The following is an 18,447-nucleotide window of genomic DNA, read 5'->3' on the forward strand; positions in this document are numbered from 1 at the left end:
TCAGTCCATCGCGCCCGCCGCGACCGTGCACGCCGCTTGCGCCGGCGCCCTCGGTGTGGAAGGCGCGTCGTCAGCGGGCTGCAGCCCGCGACGCTGGACGCGGTCGTACGACGGCTGGCGCAACGCACGCACCCAGGGGTAGACGCGCGCGCCGGGCAGCACCCGTCGTCCGGCGTCGAATCGGGGCTGACCATCCGGCCACGCGGCACGGCGCAGCCGCACGAGCGCGAACGGGCGCCAGGGGCCGAACGGCGAGGCGAACGACAGCACGAGACGCCAGTCCGCGGCATCCGGGCCGCCGTCCACGGTCGTCGCCGAGAGCAGCACCGGGCCCCGGCGTCCGCGGTAGGGCAGCAGGATGCCGAAACGCGCGCGGTCGGGCCGGCGCAGGGGCAGCAGCGCGTAGCGCAGCGGCACGCCCCGCCCGGTCGAGGCGAACTCGATGTCGGCCGCGCCGTCCCCCGGAGACTCGGGGTCACCGGGGATGCGGAGCGCGAGCCCGAAGATGTCGGGCAGAGCGTCCGGGAGTCCGAGTGATCGCGACAGGCGAGCGACCACGGGCGTCTCACCGGCGACCGGCGGATCGTCTATCCACGAGACCCCGGACCGACGATCCGGGCCGACCCAGCGGATCGTGCCGCTGAGCATCGTCCCGCGGACGTGGATCGGGCGCGGCCGGCGCAGAACCAGCAGAGCGCCGAAGAATCCGCGGAGCAGCGTCCCGGCCACGCGGGCGAAAGGCGCACGAGGAAGAGCTCTCATCGCGCCAGCGAAGCGGGTTCCCTGCTGCTTGCGCACAGGGGTTGCGCTGAGATCTCGATGCGCTATCGCCGCAGTGAGACCGCTCCCACTACACTCGGTGGCGCCCTTCCGGACGCCATGTGAACAGCCCGATGCTCCCCCACCCGACGCCGCGACGCGACATCCAGGGCCTTCGGGCTCTCGCCGTCCTCGCGGTCATCGGCGCGCACGCCGTCGGCTGGCCACGCGGCGGGTTCGTCGGGGTCGACGTGTTCTTCGTCGTCTCCGGCTTCCTCATCACCGGGGCTCTGCTGCGCGAGGTGCAGCTCACGGGCGGCATCCGCCTCGCCGCCTTCGCCGGTCGGCGCGCCCGCCGCATCCTGCCTCTCGCGGTCGTCGTGCTCCTCGCCACGGCGGCGAGCGCCTTCGTCGTCTTCAATCGTCCCCGCGCCGAGCAGACGCTCGTCGACGCGCTGTGGTCGGCGGGCTTCGCCGCCAACTGGCGATTCACCGCGGTCGGCACCGACTACTTCCACGCCGACGACGCCGTCTCACCGCTCCAGCACTTCTGGTCGCTCGCGGTCGAGGAGCAGTTCTACCTCGCGTGGCCGCTGCTGCTCCTGCTGGCGGTCTCGCTTCTGCCCGCCGCCCGTCGACGCGGCGCCGCGGCGGCCGCGGCCGCGGCGACGCTCGCGGCAGCCGTCGTCGCCACCTCGTTCGCGTGGGCGATGCTGCAGAGCGCGGATGCCGCCGTCGCGGCCTACTTCTCCACCTTCACCCGCGCGTGGGAGCTGGCGATCGGGGCGCTCATCGCCGCGATGGTGCCGCTGCTGCGCCGCATCCCGCCCGTCCTCGGCGGACTCGCGTCGTGGGTCGGTGTCGGAAGCCTCGTCGTGGCGTTCGCCGTCATCGATCCCGCGGCGGGCGGGTTCCCGGCTCCGTGGGCCGCCCTGCCCGTGGTCGCCACGGCACTCGTGCTCGCGGGCGGCGTGCCCGGCGACCCGCGGCATCGGCACCTCTTCCCGCTGACGAACCCGGTGAGCGTCTTCGCGGGCGACGTGTCGTACTCGCTGTACCTCTGGCACTTCCCGGTCATCGTGTTCGCCGCCGTTCTGCTGCCCGCCCGGGAGGCCACGACGGTGCTCGTGCTCGCGATCACGGCCGTCCTCGCCGTCGCCTCGTACCACCTCGTCGAGCGGCCCTTCCGATTCGCGCCGTACGGACGGCCGGTCGGCGGCGAAACGACGGAGACGGCGCGAGAGGATGCCGCCGCCGCGCCGGTGTCCGCTGCGGAGCGCGCTGCGACGCCGGTTCCGGATGCCGCGCCGGCCCCGGCGCCGCGCGCGCTCAGCACCCGCCCCGCGGGCTGGACTCCCGGGACGCGCTACTACCCGGGTATGCCCCGTCCTGACTCAGCGGACCTTGCTCCTCACGATGTGCCCGCACCGATAGCCGCACCGGCGCTCGCACACGCGACAGGGACAGGGACAGGGACAGCGACAGCGACAACGACGACCGCAGAACCGACGTCCGACGCATCTGCGCCCTGGGCCGCGTGGCGCGCCCGCTTCGGGCCGCCGGCGCTGCTTGCGGCATCCGGGCTCGGCATCGCCGCGCTGGCCGTCGTGCTCGTCGTTCAGAACGTGTTCGGCGGCCTCACGGCATCGCTCGTCGCCTTCCCGCCCGCGGGTGCCGCCGACGCCGCGAGCGACGCGGCCGACGCAGACCCCGGCGACCCGATCGCCGCCCTGCAGGCCGAGCTCGCCGCGGCCGCGACCGCGACGGAATGGCCCGAGCTGCATCCCTCGCTCGACGAGGTCATGACCCGGTCGTCGGCGAGCAACCCGGCGCGCGACTGCTTCTCACCCGATGTCTCGCCGACCGCCACGGGCTGCTCCACGGGCAGCTCCGACGCCCCCGTCCACATCTATCTCGTCGGCGATTCGACCGCGATGGCCTACGCTCCGGCGTTCCGCAAGCTCGCCGATGACAGTGACGGCGGCATCCGCGTGACGACGGTCGGCCTCTACGGATGCCGTTTCACCGACGTCGCCGTGCAGAACGACGGCGCCGGCGTGATGGCGGCATGCCCGCAGCGGAAGGCCGATGTCCGCGCCATGATCCTCGCCGACGCGCCGACCCTCGTCGTGATGTCGAACGCCTACACGCTCGGGCACACCCCCGACGGGGCCGACCTGTCGGCCGATGCGCTGCTCGCCGCTCAGGAGGCCGAAGCCGACAGCTATGGGATGCCGGGTCGCATCGTCCACCTGGCGCCGCCGCCGGAGGGCGCCGATCTCGGACGCTGCTACTCTCCCGCCGCCTCGCCGTACGGCTGCGCCGCGGGCGTCTCGAGCACGTGGGGTCAGATGGAGTCGGCAGCCGAGCAGGTGGCGGCAGCGTCCGGGAATCACGCGGTGAGCTCGCTGCCGTTCGCCTGCTGGGAGCTCGTGTGCCCCGCCTTCGCGGGCGACATCCCCACGCGCTACGACCGCACGCACCTGACCGTCGCCTACGCCGAGCACATCGTGCCCGCGCTGCGCGCCGAACTCGCCGCCCGCGGGCTGCTGTAGACCGCGGAGCGCGCGGCCGGGCAGGCGAAAGCGGTTCTGGCGGAGGGTGTGGGATTCGAACCCACGGGACATTGCTGCCCACCAGTTTTCAAGACTGGATCCTTCGGCCGCTCGGACAACCCTCCCAGCGGCGCGAACCGCTGAGCTTCGATCCTAGCCGCCCACGACGCCGGTCAGAGCGAGCGGAGGATGGCCGCGACGCCGCCCTCTTGAACCGACACGGTCGTCTCGGATGCCTCGGCCAGCAGCTCGGTCGCGCCCTGCGCCATCGCGATCGCCCGCCCGCCGCGCTCGCGCGCCCAGCGGAACATCCCGATGTCGTTGCGGCCGTCCCCCATGACGAGGACGTCGGCCGGCTCGATGTCGAGCCAGGTGCGGACCCGCTCCAGCGCCGTGGACTTGTCGACGCCCTGCGGCGCGATGTCGAGCCACGCCGACCAGCCCACCGCATACGACACCTTGTTCAGGCCGATGCGGTCGACCAGCTCGACGAAGTCGGAGTCGGTCTCGTCGGGAGAGACCACGACGACGCGGCACACCTCCTGCTCCGACAGCTCCGCGAAGGCGACCTTGTCGGCGTCGTGGAGGTTCCAGTCGTGGAGCTCCTCGGTGTAGAGGCGGCGCCCGTCGGGCAGCTCGACCATGTAGCGGGCGTGCGGCAGGTGCTGACGCAGCAGGCCGAGCACCTCGCTCGGGTCGAACGTCTCGATGAAGAAGCGCTCGTACGCGAGCACGTCGGCGAAGTCGTCGTCGATCCGCTTGAGGATGACGGCGCCGTTCGAGCACACGACGTAGTCGGGGTTCAGCGCGAGCGAGCCGAGGATGCCGTGCGTTCCCTCCCACGAGCGTCCGGTCGCGAGCATCACCTCGTGACCGGCCGCGTGCGCGTCGGCCACCGCCTCCACCACACCGGGACTGAGCGTCTCGTCCTCGAGCAGCACGGTGCCGTCGATGTCGAGCACGATCATCAGGCGCGAGGCGCCGGCGACCGCCGGCATGACCTCGGCGACGTCCTCGACGATCTCGGCAGCATCGCGCGGCGCGACGACCTCGATGCCGCCCTCGTCGGGAAGCGCGTCGGGGGCCTGCGTCATCCCGCCGTCGGCGCCGGTCATGCGATCGGCTCCGCGACCTCGAGGCCGCCGAGATAAGGCCGCAGCACCTCGGGGATCACGACCGAGCCGTCCTCTCGCTGGTGGGTCTCAAGGAGCGCGACGATCCACCGGGTCGTCGCGAGCGTGCCGTTGAGGGTCGCCACCGGCTCGGTCTTGCCGCCGTCGGGACGGTGACGGATGTCGAGGCGACGCGCCTGATACGTCGTGCAGTTCGAGGTCGAGGTGAGCTCGCGGTACGCCCCCTGCGTGGGCACCCACGCCTCGATGTCGTACTTGCGCGCGGCGCTCGAGCCGAGGTCGCCGGCCGCGACGTCGATGACGCGGTACGACAGGCCGAGGTCCTGCAGCATCCGCTCCTGCATCTCGACGAGCCGCAGGTGCTCGGCCGCCGCGTCGGCGGGCGTCGTGTAGACGAACATCTCCAGCTTGTTGAACTGGTGCACCCGGATGATGCCGCGCGTGTCCTTGCCGTACGAGCCGGCCTCGCGCCGGTAACAGGTCGACCATCCGGCGTAGCGCTTGGCGCCGCGCTCGAGGTCGAGGATCTCGTCCATGTGGTACCCGGCGAGCGGGACCTCGCTCGTGCCGACGAGGTAGGCGTCGTCTTCCTCGAGGTGGTAGACCTCCGCCGCATGCTCGCCGAGGAACCCGGTGCCCCGCATGACCTCGGGGCGCACGAGCGTCGGCGGGATCAGCGGCGTGAACCCGGCGGCGAGCGCACGGTCGAGACCCAGCATCATGAGGGCGATCTCGAGACGCGCGCCGATACCGCTGAGGAAGTAGAACCGGCTGCCGGCGACCTTCGTGCCGCGTTCCATGTCGATCGCACCAAGCTTCTCGCCGAGGGCGAGGTGGTCGAGCGGCTCGAAGTCGAACGACGGCGGCTCGCCGTGCGTGCGGAGCGTGACGAAGTCGGCCTCGCCGCCCGCGGGCACGTCGTCGATGACGATGTTCTCGATGCGGGCGAGCGCGGCGTCGGCGGCCTCCTCGGCGGCGGTGACGGCCTGCTGGGCCTGCTTGACCCGTTCGCTGAGCTGCTTGGCCTCGGCGACGAGCGCGGCCTTCTCGTCCTTCGGCGCCTGCGCGACCTTCTTGCCGTGGGCGTTCTGCTCGGCACGGAGCCGCTCGAACGTCGTGATGGCCTCGCGGCGCTCGCGATCGGCGGCGATGGCGTCATCCACGCTCTCCGACGAGTTCCCGCGCTTCACCTGCGAGAGTTTCACCAGGTCGGGCTGTTCACGGAGCAATGCGAGGTCGATCACGCGTCAAGTCTAGGGTCGCCCGCATCCGCGCAGCCGGATCAGCGCACCCCGTACCGCCGCGGCCGTCCGGCGCAAGGGGCAATCCGCCACGGGCGGCCACCCCTAGGGTGTAGCCATGGCGACCGACTCCGACGACACCTCCCCGCGGGAGCGCTCCGACGATCCCACCTCACAGACCCCCGACCCCGAACAGGCGGCGGCTCCCGACGACGTCATCCGCGAGCCCGAGGACGTCGCGCCCGACACGACCGACGGCGAGACCGGCGAGGCACGCCGCGTGGGCCCCGAGGGCGAGACGGAGCCGATGTCGGGCGGCTCGGAGAAGCCCAATCCCAAGGCGGCCCTCGTCTACAACCCCATCAAGGTCGACGGCGACGCCCTGCGCGAGCAGGTGCTCCGCGCCGCCGAGGCCGCCGGGTGGGAGGAGCCGCTCTTCTACGAGACGACGGTCGACGACCTCGGCGACGACGTCACGCGTCAGGCGCTCGAGTCCGGCGTCAACGTCGTGCTCGTGGCGGGCGGCGACGGTACGGTCCGTGCCGTGTCGGGAGAGATGAGCGGCAGCGGCATCCCGCTCGCGATCGTCCCGAGCGGCACGGGCAACCTGCTCGCGCGCAACCTCGGTCTGCCCCTCACCGAGCCCGAGACCATGATCGAGGCGGCCTTCAACGGCGACCGGACCGCGATCGACGTCGGCTGGGCGCGGATCACCCGCGAGAGCGGCGAGGTCGAGAAGCACGCGTTCGTCGTCATGGGCGGCATGGGGCTCGACGCGGCCATGATCGCCAACACCAACCCGCAGCTGAAGAAGTCGGTCGGCTGGGTCGCATACGTCGACGGCGCGACGCGGTCGCTCGTCAACGCCAAGCCGTTCCGCGTCGTCTATCAGCTCGACGGACACCGCATGCACGCCGCTCGTGTGCAGAGCGTGCTCTTCGCGAACTGCGGGTCGCTGCAGGCCGGCATCGCCCTCATCCCCGAGGCCTCGATCACCGACGGCCAGCTCGATGTCGTGATCATGCAGCCGAAGGGCTTCTGGGGCTGGCTGCTCGTGTGGCGCCGCGTCGCGTGGGACAACAGCTTCCTGCGGAAGTTCCGCGCCGGTCGTCGCGTGCTCGCGCTGCGGACGAAGGACAACGCGGTCGTCTACTCGCGCGGCCGCGGCGTGGCGCTCGCCCCGCAGGAGCCGCACCCGGTGCAGCTCGACGGCGACGAGTTCGGCGAGGCGAAGCACGTGCAGACCCGCATCGACCCGCGGGGCCTCATCGTTGCCGTGCCCGCCGGTCACACGCTGCCCGGCGACTGAGCCCCCGTCCGCCCCTGTCAACCGCTCGCCGTCGCCCGGGTCGCCCGACAGGATGACGGGATGAGCTCGCCTTCGATCGTCTGGTTCCGCGACGACCTGCGCCTGGCCGACCACCCCGCGCTCCGCGCTGCGATCGACCGCGGCGAGCCCGTCGTCGGGCTGTACGTGCTCGACGAGGAGTCCGAGGGCATCCGACCGCTCGGCGGCGCAGCACGGTGGTGGCTGCACCACTCGCTCGCATCGCTCGCCGATGATCTGCGCGCTCGCGGGTCGCATCTCGTGCTGCGCCGCGGGGCCGCGGCATCCGTCGTCCGGTCACTCGTCGACGACATCGGAGCAGGCGCCGTCTACTGGAACCGCCGCTACGGCGGACCCGAGCGCGCGATCGACACCGAGCTGAAGGACGGCCTCCGCTCGGACGGCGTCGAGGTCGAGTCGTTCGCCGCCAACGTGCTGTTCGAGCCCTGGACGGTCAAGACCGGCAGCGGCACCCCGTTCTCGGTCTTCACCCCGTTCTGGAACGCGGCACGCAACCTGCCCGCCCCGCGCGAGCCGCTCCCCCGGCCCCGCGAGATCCCCGGCCTGCGGTCGGCACCCGCGGGCGACGACCTCGACGATTGGAAGCTGCTGCCCACCCGGCCCGACTGGGCGGGCGGTCTGCGCGAGCGCTGGCAGCCCGGCGAGGCCGCGGCGCGCGCACGCCTCCGTGAGTTCCTCGACCACGACCTCGGCTCGTACGACGCCGCCCGCGACGAGCCGAGCGCGGGCGCGACCTCGCTGCTCTCGCCGCGCCTGCGCTGGGGCGAGCTGAGCCCGCACACGGTCTGGCACGCCGGGGTGGAGACCGGGGGCGGGACAGGCGCCCATGCGACCTCCGCCTCGCGTTTCCTCTCCGAGCTCGGCTGGCGCGAGTTCGCCTGGCACACGCTGTACCACTTCCCCGACCTGGCGACGAAGAACTGGCGGAAGGGCTTCGACGCCTTCCCCTGGCCGGCCCTCGACCCGGCGCACCTGACGGCGTGGGAGAAGGGCGAGACCGGCGTGCCGATGGTGGACGCCGGGATGCGCGAGCTCTGGCACACCGGCTACATGCACAACCGGGTGCGGATGGTCACGGCATCCTTCCTCACGAAGAACCTGCTCATCGACTGGCGACTCGGCGAGCAGTGGTTCTGGGACACCCTCGTCGACGCCGACGGCGCCAGCAACGCCTTCAACTGGCAGTGGGTCGCGGGGTCAGGGGCCGACGCGTCGCCCTATTTCCGCATCTTCAACCCCGAGCGGCAGGCCGAGAAGTTCGACCCGAAAGGGCTGTACATCGGGCAATGGGCGCCCGACAGCGCAGGCCGCGAGCCGATCGTCGACCTCGCCGCGACCCGCAAGGCGGCGCTGCAGGCGTACGAGGCGGTGAAGCGGGCGCGGTGACGCGGGCTCGGGAATGCCGGCGGAGGCCGCACGGTTGACAGAGGGGATATGAATGATGCATCCCGCCCCGCCCTGTCCGTGCTCGACCTCGTGCCCGTGCGCACGGGACAGACCAGCGCGCAGGCGATCGCGGCGTCGCTGACCGTCGCGCAGCGGGCGGACGAGCTCGGCTACCGCCGCTACTGGTTCGCCGAGCACCACAACATGCCGGCCGTCGCCTCGACGACCCCGCCGGTGCTCATCGCCGCCGCGGCAGCACGCACCTCCCGCATCCGGGTGGGCTCCGGCGGCGTCATGCTCCCCAACCACTCGCCCCTCGTCGTCGCCGAGCAGTTCGCGGCGCTCGAGGCGATCGCCCCCGGACGCGTCGACCTCGGGATCGGCCGCGCGCCGGGCAGCGATCCTGTCATCACCCAGCTGCTGCGTCAGTCGGGCACGACGAGCGACGTCGACCGGTTCCCTGACAACGTCCGCGACATCCTGGCCCTCGTGACCGGCGACGGCGCGACGGTGCGGTTCACGTCGGGCGGGACGTACGACGTCCACGCGACGCCCGCCGCCACGACGACCCCCGACGTCTGGCTGCTCGGATCAAGCGACTACTCGGCGCAGCTCGCCGCCGCCCTCGGCCTGCCCTACGTCTTCGCGAACCACTTCTCGGGCGAGGGCCTCGACCGCGCGCTGGGGCTCTACCGCGACCAGTTCCGGCCGTCCGAGACCCTCGACGCACCGCGGACGTTCCTCACGGCGAATGCCGTCGTCGCCGACAGCGAGGCCGAGGCCGAAGCCCTCATGCTCCCGCAGGCCCGCATGATGGCACGCCTGCGTGGGAACCGACCGCTCATCGCGCTCGAGACCGTCGAGGAGGCCGCGGCCGCCGAGGCCTCGGACCACCTCGCCGCGCCCCTGCTCGACGCGCTCCGCTCGCGCTGGTTCGTCGGCACCGGCCCCGAGGCCCAGGCCGCCCTCGCCGCGTTCGCCGCGCAGCACGGCGTCGACGAGGTCATGGTCTCGCCGGTGTCGGCCGCGCACGACGGCGAGCAGCCGGATGCCGCTCCCGCCCGCATCCGCACCCTGGAGCTCCTGGCCGCCTGACCCCGCCCGGTCCCGGCGCCGCCCCGGCCGGTCGACGCGCCACGAACTGCTGGTCCGGCCTCCTCGGCATCCTCACACCGTCGACTCGCCGCAAACGGCGGATCCGGGGGGCCCGACATCCGCATTGTGTGGCGACTCGACGGAACGGGCAGGGCGTGGGAAGCCGGGCGGGTCAGGCCTCGGGCTCGCCGGAGATCAGGGCCCGCAACCAGTCGCGCGCCTCGACGAAGACGTCGTCGGAGTACCGCTCGGGATAGCGGACGATGGCGCGGTCGGCGCGCGGGTATGACCCGAGGAACAGCACCTTCGGGCTGAAGCGCCGCACGCCCATGAGGGCATCCGCCATGCGCTCGTCGGCGACGTGGCCGTCGGCATCGATGACGAACCGGTATCGTCCGAGGGCATCGCCGATCGGCCGCGACTCGATCAGCGACAGGTTGATGCCCCGGGTCGAGAACTGCTCGAGCAGCTCGAGCAGTGCACCGGGGTGGTCGTCGGGCAGCTCCGCGATGAGCGAGGTCTTGTCGGCGCCCGTCGGCGACGGCGGCGCGACGGTGCGACTCACGAGGACGAATCGAGTGACCGCGTGCTCGTTGTCGCCGATGTCGGATGCCAGCAGCTCGAGGTCGTGGTGCTCGAGGATGCCGGGCGGGGCGATCGCCGCGTCGGCGTCGCTGACTCCGTCGATGAGGCCGACCGCTGCGGCGACGTTGCTCGCGGCGGGCAGGTGCGCATGCTCCGGCAGCGTCTTCAGCAGCCACTGCAGGCACTGCGCATAGGCGACCGGATGCGCGGCGATAAGCGACACGTCCTCGATGCGCGTGCCGGGCCGCGCCACGAGCACGAAGTTCACGGGCACGAGGTACTCGCCGACGATCCGCAGACCCGGCATCGTGGCCAGCGCGTCCTGAGCCGTCGAGACACCGCCGTCGACAGAGTTCTCGATCGCGATCATCGCGGCATCCGAGCGTCCGTCCACGACATCCGCGAGCGCTTCGCCGACGTTGCGCACCGACCGCCAGATCTGGTCGCGCGCCTCGGGCACCTGGGCGAGGGCGGCCTCGGTGAAGGTCCCCGCCGGCCCGAGATAGCTGTAGGTGCGGCGGGCGGGCTGGTCGTCGTGCTCGGGCGTCACGCAACGAGCCTAGACCGGCGCACCCACCGCACGCGCACGTTGGTCACGAGCACGCCGAGCACGAGCACCGCTCCGCCGACGATCTCCGCGGCCGCGGGGATCTGTCCGAGCAGCGCTGCGGCCGCCGCCATCGCCACGACGGGCGCCAGCAGCACCCACGGCACGACAGCCGCGGAGGGGTTGCGTGCCAGCAGTCCGTTGAAGATCGCGTAGCCGACGAGGGTGCACAGACCCGCGGTGTAGACGGTCGAGACCAGGGCCCGGATGCCGAACCCGGCGAGCCCCGCGCCGATCGCTCCGGGCCCCTCGAAGGTCATCGCCAGCACGAGCGCGGGCACCGGCACGACGAGGGCGGACCACACGGTGAGCGAGAGGGCCCCGAGCGGCCCGCGTCCGGTGACGACGCCCGCGCGACGGGCGATCACGTTGCCGACGGCCCACGACAGCGCGGCGCCGAGCGCGAGGACGACGGCGAGCGCGGGAGCGTCTCCCCCACGGCCGGCGGCGACGGTCGCGAGCCCGGCGATCCCAAGACCGACGCCGATCACCTGCCCCGGTGTGGGGCGTTCCCGCAGCGCCCCGGCCGCGATGACGACGGTGAACACCGCCTGCGCCTGCATCAGCAGGGCGGCGAGCCCCGGTTGCAGTCCGAGCCCGAGAGACAGGTACAGCAGCGCGAACTGGCCGAGGCTCATGAACAGCCCGACCCCGATCACCGATCCCCAGCGAGCGCGGGGCCGCGGAACCACGAACGCGAAGACGGCGACGGCGGCGAATCGGATGGCCACGAAGAGCAGGGGCGGGATGCCGGCCATCCCCCAGTCGATGACGAGGAAGTTGAATCCCCAGAGCGTCGCCACCGTAGCCGCCAGGATCATGTCGCGTCGAGTCACGAGGCTCAGTCCACCGCTCGGGACGATCAACGACAAGCGATGCTTTCTCCACCTGAATCGGTAGCATTTCTTCATGATTGATCTGGATGCCGTGCACTCGCTGCGGACCGTCGCGCGGGAGGGCAGCGTCGCGGGCGCGGCATCCGCTCTGGGATTCACACCCTCGGCGGTGTCGCAGCAGATCAAGCGCCTCGAGCGCGAGACCGGTGTCGCACTGCTCGAACGCGTCGGCCGCGGCGTCGCCCTGACGGCTGCCGGCACGCAGCTCGTGGTCGGGTCAACGCCGATCCTCGCCGACCTCGAGCGACTGCGCGCCGACCTGCACGCGGGCGTCGGAGCGGACGACGACGGCCGAGTCACCGGCGAGCTGCGCCTCGCCGCCTTCTCGACCGTCGTGCGCGGGCTGCTGGCTCCTGTGCTCGTGGAGCTGGGGGACGCCCACCCCGACCTGCGTCTGCCCGTGCGCGAGAGCGAGCCGTGGGAGACGGTGGCACTCGTCGCCTCGGGCCAGCGCGACCTCGGCATCGTCCACCAGTGGGGCGGCGTCGCGCTGGCGATTCCCGAGAATCTCGTCGTCACTCCGCTGTTCACGGATGTCGCCGACGTCATCCTTCGACGCGACCATCCGCTCGCCGATCGCGACGTGCTGCATCCGGCCGACCTCGCGCGCGAGCAGTGGGTCGCCACATTCGACACGACCATCTGCCGCCAGTGGCTGCGCCGGCTGTTCGACGGCATCGGCGGCGCACCCCGCGTGCTGTACGAGTCAATGGAGTTCGAGAATCACATCGCGCTCGCTCGCACCGGAGCCGTCGTCGCGCTCGTGCCGCGCCTGGGACGCGGCGACCTCGGGCCCGACCTCGTCGCGGTGCCGACCGCGGCTCCCGCGTCGACGCGCGACATCGCCGCGGTCCACCGGCGCTCGCAGGCCGACTCCCCCGCGCTGCGTGCAGTCCTCGCTGCGCTGCTCGCCACCGCGAACGCGCAGGATCGGCCGTGAGTGCCGTGTCAATCCGTCACCGCCGCGGCCAGAAGCGGGCAGACTAAGCACCATGAGCCGTGCAGGAGCGCCCGCAGAAGCATCCGACCTCATCGACATCGATGAGCTGATCGCCGCCTACTACGACCGGAAGCCGGATGCCGCGGTCCCCGGGCAGCGCGTCGCGTTCGGCACGAGCGGCCACCGCGGTTCGTCGCTGTCGACGAGCTTCAACGAGGATCACATCCTCGCCACGACGCAGGCGATCGTCGACTACCGGCGGGCTCAGGGCATCGAAGGCCCCCTCTTCCTCGGTCGCGACACGCACGGACTGTCGCTTCCCGCCGAGCGCAGCGCCATCGAGGTGCTCGTCGCGAACGGCGTCGACGTGCGCGTCGACTCCCGCGACTCGTGGGTGCCGACGCCCGCGCTCAGCCACGCGATCCTGACCTACAACCGAGGTCGCGCGCTCGACGATGCGGGTCGCGCCGACGGCATCGTCGTAACGCCCTCGCACAACCCGCCGCGTGACGGCGGCTTCAAGTACAACCCGCCGCACGGGGGACCTGCCGACACCGACGCGACCTCGTGGATCGCCGACCGCGCGAACGAGCTCATCGCCGCAGGCCTGGTGGGCGTGCACCGCACCCGTCACGCCGACATCGACCTCGACGCGCTCGGCCAGTACGACTTCCGCGACGCCTATGTGCGCGACCTCGCCACGATCATCGACGTCGACGCGATCAAGGCATCGGGCGTGCGCATCGGGGCCGACCCGCTGGGCGGCGCCTCGGTGGAGTACTGGGCGCTCATCGCCGAGGTCTACGGCCTCGACCTGACGGTCGTGAACCCCGAGGTCGACCCGACCTGGAAGTTCATGACGCTCGACTGGGACGAGAAGATCCGCATGGATCCGTCGTCGCCCTCGGCGATGGCCGCGCTCGTGGCGCGCCGCGAGGAGTACGACATCCTCACCGGCAACGACGCCGACGCCGACCGCCACGGCATCGTGACGCCCGACGCGGGCCTGATGAACCCCAACCACTACCTCGCCGTCGCGATCGACTACCTCTTCGCGAACCGCCCCGGCTGGCCGGCGGATGCCGCGGTCGGCAAGACCCTCGTCTCGTCGATGATCATCGACCGCGTCGCCGCGTCGCTCGGACGCGAGCTGCTCGAGGTTCCCGTGGGCTTCAAGTGGTTCGTTCCGGGCCTGCTCGACGGCTCCGTCGCCTTCGGCGGCGAGGAGTCGGCGGGGGCCTCGTTCCTGCGCAAGGACGGCAGCGTGTGGACCACCGACAAGGACGGCATCCTGCTGTGCCTGCTCGCCGCCGAGATCCTCGCCGTCACCGGCAAGACCCCCTCGCAGCGCTATGCCGAGCTCGAGGCCGAGTTCGGGTCGTCGGCCTACCAGCGGGTGGATGCCGCGGCCACGCCCGAGCAGAAGGCCGCCCTCGGCAAGCTGTCGGGCGACGCCGTGTCGGCCACCGAGCTGGCGGGCGAGCCCATCACGGCGAAGCTCTCGCACGCGCCCGGCAACGGTGCAGCGATCGGCGGCCTCAAGGTGCAGACCGAGCACGCGTGGTTCGCCGCGCGCCCCTCGGGCACCGAGGACGTCTACAAGCTCTACGCCGAGAGCCTGCGCGGACCCGAGCACCTCGCCGAGGTGCAGGCCGAGGCCCGCGCCGTGGTCTCGGCCGCGCTCGGCGCCTGACCGGCATCCCCGCATCACACCCAATGCACGGCCGAGCGCCGTGTGCACGGCTTTCAAGCGCGGGCAGGCGGTACGCTCGCGGCGAAGTCGTTCACTCGGGCGAGTGCGGTGGTCAGGTCTGACGGCGCCGGGATGCCGAACGCGGCGGCGCCGAGCGCAGGTGCGTCGTCACGCTGCCGAGGATGCGCGCGAGGTCCGCGGCATCCGCGTCGGACAGCGGCGCGAACAGCAGCCGGTGCACCGTCTCGATGTGGCCGGGGAACACGGCGGCGAGCACCTCGCGCCCCGCACCCGTCAGGGCGACCACCGTGCTGCGCTCGTCCTCGACGGACGGTGACCGCGTGACGTATCCGCGCTGCTCGAGCAGCGTGGCCTGGTAGGTCAGCCCGCTGCGGCTGTACACGACGCCGTCGGCGAGGTCGGTCATGCGCAGAGTGCCACCCGGGGCGTCGTTCAGCCGCGCCAGCAGCTGGAACTGGACGTAGCTCAGGCCGCCGGCATCCTTCAGCTGCGTCTCGACGGCGGGGCGAAGCAGGCTGCCCACCTCGGTGAAGGCGAGGTAGGCCTCCAGCTGCGTCGACGTCAGGGAGCGTGGCGCGTTCGTCATGGGCTCGATCCTACCTGTTGCTTCACATTCGAAGTAGTGTTACGTTCCTCGTATCGCTTCGAATTCGAAGCACTTGACCGCGAAGGATCAGATCATGAATGCAGTGCAGTTCTCTCAGACCGGTGGCCCCGAGGTCCTCGAGATCGTCGACATCGACCGCCCCGAGCCGGCGGCGGGCCAGGTGCGCATCCGCGTCGCCGCGTCGGCGTACAACGCGGCGGACGGCGGGATGCGCGCGGGCTTCCTCCCCATCCCGATCGAGCTGCCCCACGTGCCCGGGTACGACATCTCCGGGCACGTCGACGCGGTCGGCCCGGGCGTGACCGGCCTCGCGGTGGGCGATGCGGTGATCGCGTTCCTCCCGATGGAGCACGACGGCGGCGCGGCGGAGTTCGTGCTGGCCCCCGCCGACGCCGTGGCCGCCGCGCCGACGAGCATTCCCCTCGCCGATGCGGCCGCGCTGCCCTCCGTCGCGCTGACCGCGTGGCAGGCCCTCTTCGACGACGGTCGCCTCGAGTCGGGCCGGCGGGTGCTGATCGTCGGCGCCGGCGGTGTCGTCGGAAAGTACGCCGTCCAGCTCGCCAAGCGCGCCGGCATCCACGTCATCGCCACCGCAAGCCCCCGCAGCATCGACGCCGTCCGCGCGGCCGGAGCCGACCAGATCATCGACCACACCGCGACCGACGTGCTGGGCGCCGTCGACGGACCGGTCGACGTGCTGCTGAACCTCGCCCCGATCGAGCCCGAGCTGTTCGAGACCTACGTCGGGGCCGTCGCCGACGGCGGGGCGGTCGTCAGCACGACGGCGTTCATGTCCACCCCGGGCGACGAGGCGCGCGGCGTCCGCGCCGCGACGGTGTTCGTCCGCCGCGATCGCGACCGTCTCGCCGAGCTGGTTCGCCTCGTCGACGAGGGCGCGCTCACCGTCGAGGTCACGCGGCGCATCCCGCTCGCCGAGCTGCCCGCGCTGCACGCCGAGGCGGCCGAGAGGGGCATCGCGGGCAAGGTCATCGTCCTCCCCTGAGCCAGACCCAGCTCCCGCCCCGCGTCACACCCAATGCACGGCCGAGCGCCGAGTGCACGGCCTTCGAGCGCGAGCAGGCCGTGCGCTCGCGGCGAAGCCGTACGCTCGGGGCCGTGCGCTCGCGCGAGTCAGCGCGCGAGCAGCTCGGCCAGGCGCGGCAGCTGCGACTCGTCTTCCAGGGCGGAGCCGACCGCGACGACACGCACCCCGGCATCGAGGAAGTCGGCGGCGTTGGCGGCGTCCATGCCGCCGGTCGCGACGAACCTCACGCCGGGGAACGGACCGCGGATGTGCCGGAACCAGTCCGCGCCGAGCCACTGCGCGGGAAAGGCCTTCAGCCACGTCAGCCCGAGGGCGACCGCCTGCTGCACCTCGCTCGGCGTGGCGACGCCGGGCAGGATCGGGATGCCGCGCTCCTGGGCGGCCCGGACGACGTCGGGGTCGAGGCCCGGCGACACGACGTACGCCGCGCCGGCGTCGGCGGCCACGGCGACCTGCGCCGGCGTCAGGATCGTGCCGGCGCCCACGGCCTTGCCCCGCTCGGCGCCGAGACGCGCGACCTCGCGCAGCGCCCGCTCGTCCTCCGCGGTCTGCAGCGGAACCTCGACGGAGTCGATGCCGAGATCCCAGGCGGTCGTCGCGAGGCGCACCGAGCGCTCGAGTCCCATGCCCCGGAGGATCGCCATCAGCGGTGCGCCCGCGAAGACGGCATCGAGAGCGGCGGCCTGGTCGGTGGTCGCATGGTCGACGGGCGACGTGGTCATGGGGAGGTCCTTTCGAAGGGGATGTCGGCGACGGGTGACCCCGCCGCATCGTCGGGGAAATCCCCGGTCGTGGCCATCGTGAGCGCCGCGCGCTCGTGCGCGGACCGCAGGCGCTGCCGCGGCGAGACGCCGGCCAGCAGCGCGGCGAGGTAGCCCCCGGCGAAGGCGTCGCCGGCCCCCACGGGCTCGACGACGTCGACGACGAGAGCAGGCTCGAAGACCACGCTGTCGTGCGCGAATAGCGTGGCACCGACGGCACCGTCCTTGACGATGAGCTGCGGGGCGTCCGGTAGCAGGGCACGCACCGCATCCGCATCCGCGGCGCCCCAGAGCGTCTCGGCCTCGTCGCGGCCGACGAACACGATGTCGGCTGACCGCGCCAGCTCGAGCAGCGGGCCGGCAGCCGCCGCGACGGCCCACAGCGGGGCCCGGTGATTGACGTCGACGCTCACGGGGACGCCCGCCCGGCGCGCGCGATCGACGATCCGACGCAGGAACGCCGGCGCCGTGCCGCCGAGCGCGGCCGTGATGCCCGAGACGTGCAGCAGCGCGACGCCGTCCCACGACAGAGCGTCGGCGTCGGCCTCCGAGAGGTGGGCGGCCGCCGACCCCGCCCGGTAGTACGCGACGCCGTGACCGGGGTCCTTCAGGTAAAGGCCGGTCGGGTGATCGGCGTCGATGACGACCCGCGAGACGTCGACTCCGCGCGCACCGACCCGCGACACGACGCGCCGGCCGAGGGCGTCGTCGCCGACGCGGGAGAACCACGCGGCGGGCTGACCGAGCGCGGCCGCGTGCGCGGCGACGTTCGACTCCGCTCCCCCGGCGTCGATGCGGAACACCTCGGCGTGCTCGAGGCGCTCCGCCGCCGCGGGCGCGACCATCGCCATGGTCTCGCCCGCCGTCAGCAGCGCCCCATGCGGCACCCCACGCACGGGCCTGCTCACTTCAGGGTCGTGACGGGTGCGGCATCCATGTCGTCGAACGCCTGGTTCTCGCCGGCCATCGCCCAGACGAACGAGTACGCCGCGGTGCCCACGCCGGAGTGCAACGACCAGCTCGGCGAGATGATCGCCTGCCGGTCGGCGACGACGAGGTGCCGGGTCTCCTCGCGCTCACCGAGCAGGTGGATGACGCGGGCGTCCTCGGGCACGTCGAAGTACAGGTAGCACTCGGTGCGACGGTCGTGGGTGTGGGCGGGCATCGTGTTCCACATCGAGCCCTCGTGCAGCGTCGTCACGCCCATGACGATCTGACAGCTCTTCACGCCGTTCTCGTGGATGTACTGATTGAGCGTGCGGCGGTTGCTCGTCACCTGGTCGCCGAGCTCGCGCACCGTCCCCTCGCCCGGTGACACGAGGGCTGCCGGGTAGGCGGTGTGCGCGGGCGCCGAGAACAGGTAGAACTGCGCCCCGGTCGAGGCGCCGCCCTCCTCGCGCTCGCCCGCGTCGGCGAACACGACGTCGCGGATGCCGCGGCCGAGGTACAGGCACGCCCCCGTCACGAGCGTGTGGACCTCGCCGTCGGCGGTCACGGTACCGGTGCCACCGACGTTGATGATGCCCACCTCGCGGTGCTCGAGGAAGTAGTCGCTGCGGATCTCCGGGTAGCCCGGAAGCACCAGCTCGCGGCCGGCCGGCACGGCGCCGCCGAGGACGATGCGGTCATGGTGGGTATAGACGACCGTGATCTCACCGGGCACGAACACCTCGGGCACGAGGTAGTGTTCGCGCAGGTCGGCGGTGCTCATGCCGGGGATCTGCGCGGGGTTGGTCGCGTAACGCTGCTGCATGGGGTTCCCTTCTGGGGCGGAG

16 protein-coding genes and 1 tRNA gene are annotated in these 18,447 nt (G+C 72.3%); 7 read left to right on the forward strand and 10 right to left on the reverse strand.

Annotated features, from left to right (window positions below; genetic code table 11):
• Nucleotides 1-762, reverse strand: a complete 762-nt coding sequence (locus tag C3481_RS16735; RefSeq protein WP_258039034.1) for a hypothetical protein — start codon at nucleotides 760-762, stop codon at nucleotides 1-3.
• 131 nt (nucleotides 763-893) lie between these two features.
• On the opposite strand from C3481_RS16735, the gene C3481_RS06480 reads away from it, so the two are divergent.
• Entirely contained in the window at nucleotides 894-3,314 is a 2,421-nt protein-coding gene (locus tag C3481_RS06480) for an acyltransferase family protein (protein ID WP_103841267.1), read from the forward strand.
• Between the two features lie 37 nt (nucleotides 3,315-3,351).
• Here C3481_RS06480 and C3481_RS06485 read toward each other — a convergent pair.
• The 3 genes from C3481_RS06485 to serS all read right to left on the reverse strand — a co-directional run bounded on the left by C3481_RS06485 (nucleotide 3,352) and on the right by serS (nucleotide 5,691).
• A tRNA-Ser gene (locus tag C3481_RS06485) sits at nucleotides 3,352-3,439 on the reverse strand.
• A 48-nt stretch (nucleotides 3,440-3,487) separates the two neighbouring features.
• Nucleotides 3,488-4,429 (reverse strand): HAD family hydrolase, encoded by a 942-nt coding sequence (locus C3481_RS06490; protein ID WP_103841269.1) that lies wholly within the window; start codon nucleotides 4,427-4,429, stop codon nucleotides 3,488-3,490.
• The gene (gene serS / locus C3481_RS06495) at nucleotides 4,426-5,691 is read right to left on the reverse strand and encodes a serine--tRNA ligase (protein WP_103841271.1); all 1,266 of its coding nucleotides are present in this window, start codon (nucleotides 5,689-5,691) and stop codon (nucleotides 4,426-4,428) included. The genes C3481_RS06490 and serS overlap by 4 nt, the downstream gene beginning before the upstream one ends.
• A 115-nt stretch (nucleotides 5,692-5,806) precedes the next feature.
• Between serS and C3481_RS06500 the strand changes: the two genes are divergently transcribed.
• The 3 genes from C3481_RS06500 to C3481_RS06510 are packed head-to-tail and all read left to right on the forward strand — an operon-like array spanning nucleotide 5,807 to nucleotide 9,517.
• Nucleotides 5,807-6,997: a diacylglycerol kinase family protein gene (locus C3481_RS06500; RefSeq protein ID WP_103841273.1), complete on the forward strand. Its 1,191-nt coding sequence runs from the start codon at nucleotides 5,807-5,809 to the stop codon at nucleotides 6,995-6,997.
• A 60-nt stretch (nucleotides 6,998-7,057) separates the two neighbouring features.
• Nucleotides 7,058-8,422: a deoxyribodipyrimidine photo-lyase gene (locus tag C3481_RS06505; RefSeq protein ID WP_103841275.1), complete on the forward strand. Its 1,365-nt coding sequence runs from the start codon at nucleotides 7,058-7,060 to the stop codon at nucleotides 8,420-8,422.
• Between the two features lie 48 nt (nucleotides 8,423-8,470).
• Nucleotides 8,471-9,517: an LLM class flavin-dependent oxidoreductase gene (locus tag C3481_RS06510; RefSeq protein WP_103841277.1), complete on the forward strand. Its 1,047-nt coding sequence runs from the start codon at nucleotides 8,471-8,473 to the stop codon at nucleotides 9,515-9,517.
• 172 nt (nucleotides 9,518-9,689) lie between these two features.
• Here C3481_RS06510 and pheA read toward each other — a convergent pair whose 3' ends face one another.
• Entirely contained in the window at nucleotides 9,690-10,652 is a 963-nt protein-coding gene (gene pheA, locus C3481_RS06515) for a prephenate dehydratase (RefSeq protein ID WP_023952439.1), read from the reverse strand.
• Nucleotides 10,649-11,545: an EamA family transporter gene (locus C3481_RS06520; protein ID WP_103842055.1), complete on the reverse strand. Its 897-nt coding sequence runs from the start codon at nucleotides 11,543-11,545 to the stop codon at nucleotides 10,649-10,651. Before C3481_RS06520 ends, pheA begins: the two co-directional genes overlap by 4 nt.
• Nucleotides 11,546-11,618: 73 nt before the next feature.
• On the opposite strand from C3481_RS06520, the gene C3481_RS06525 reads away from it, so the two are divergent.
• Nucleotides 11,619-12,545, forward strand: a complete 927-nt coding sequence (locus C3481_RS06525) for a LysR family transcriptional regulator (protein WP_071918518.1) — start codon at nucleotides 11,619-11,621, stop codon at nucleotides 12,543-12,545.
• A 52-nt stretch (nucleotides 12,546-12,597) separates the two neighbouring features.
• Complete coding sequence (gene pgm / locus C3481_RS06530; protein ID WP_023952442.1) at nucleotides 12,598-14,238, forward strand: phosphoglucomutase (alpha-D-glucose-1,6-bisphosphate-dependent); 1,641 nt, start codon at nucleotides 12,598-12,600, stop codon at nucleotides 14,236-14,238.
• 112 nt (nucleotides 14,239-14,350) lie between these two features.
• On the opposite strand, the gene C3481_RS06535 is transcribed toward pgm, so the two are convergent.
• A complete protein-coding gene (locus C3481_RS06535; RefSeq protein WP_023952443.1) occupies nucleotides 14,351-14,845 on the reverse strand; it encodes a MarR family winged helix-turn-helix transcriptional regulator in 495 nt (164 codons plus the stop codon).
• 94 nt (nucleotides 14,846-14,939) lie between these two features.
• On the opposite strand from C3481_RS06535, the gene C3481_RS06540 reads away from it, so the two are divergent.
• Nucleotides 14,940-15,869, forward strand: a complete 930-nt coding sequence (locus C3481_RS06540) for an NADP-dependent oxidoreductase (RefSeq protein ID WP_023952444.1) — start codon at nucleotides 14,940-14,942, stop codon at nucleotides 15,867-15,869.
• Between the two features lie 128 nt (nucleotides 15,870-15,997).
• On the opposite strand, the gene C3481_RS06545 is transcribed toward C3481_RS06540, so the two are convergent.
• Genes C3481_RS06545 through kduI form a run of 3 tightly spaced genes read right to left on the reverse strand, consistent with a single transcriptional unit; the run spans nucleotide 15,998 to nucleotide 18,425 of the window.
• Nucleotides 15,998-16,633 (reverse strand): bifunctional 4-hydroxy-2-oxoglutarate aldolase/2-dehydro-3-deoxy-phosphogluconate aldolase, encoded by a 636-nt coding sequence (locus C3481_RS06545; RefSeq protein WP_064956182.1) that lies wholly within the window; start codon nucleotides 16,631-16,633, stop codon nucleotides 15,998-16,000.
• Complete coding sequence (locus C3481_RS06550; protein ID WP_258039035.1) at nucleotides 16,630-17,568, reverse strand: sugar kinase; 939 nt, start codon at nucleotides 17,566-17,568, stop codon at nucleotides 16,630-16,632. The genes C3481_RS06545 and C3481_RS06550 overlap by 4 nt, the downstream gene beginning before the upstream one ends.
• A gap of 8 nt (nucleotides 17,569-17,576) precedes the next feature.
• Nucleotides 17,577-18,425: a 5-dehydro-4-deoxy-D-glucuronate isomerase gene (kduI, locus tag C3481_RS06555; RefSeq protein WP_103841281.1), complete on the reverse strand. Its 849-nt coding sequence runs from the start codon at nucleotides 18,423-18,425 to the stop codon at nucleotides 17,577-17,579.
• Nucleotides 18,426-18,447 lie beyond the last annotated feature (22 nt).

It is taken from the genome of Microbacterium sp. Ru50 (assembly GCF_002920555.1).
Classification (GTDB): domain Bacteria; phylum Actinomycetota; class Actinomycetes; order Actinomycetales; family Microbacteriaceae; genus Microbacterium; species Microbacterium arborescens.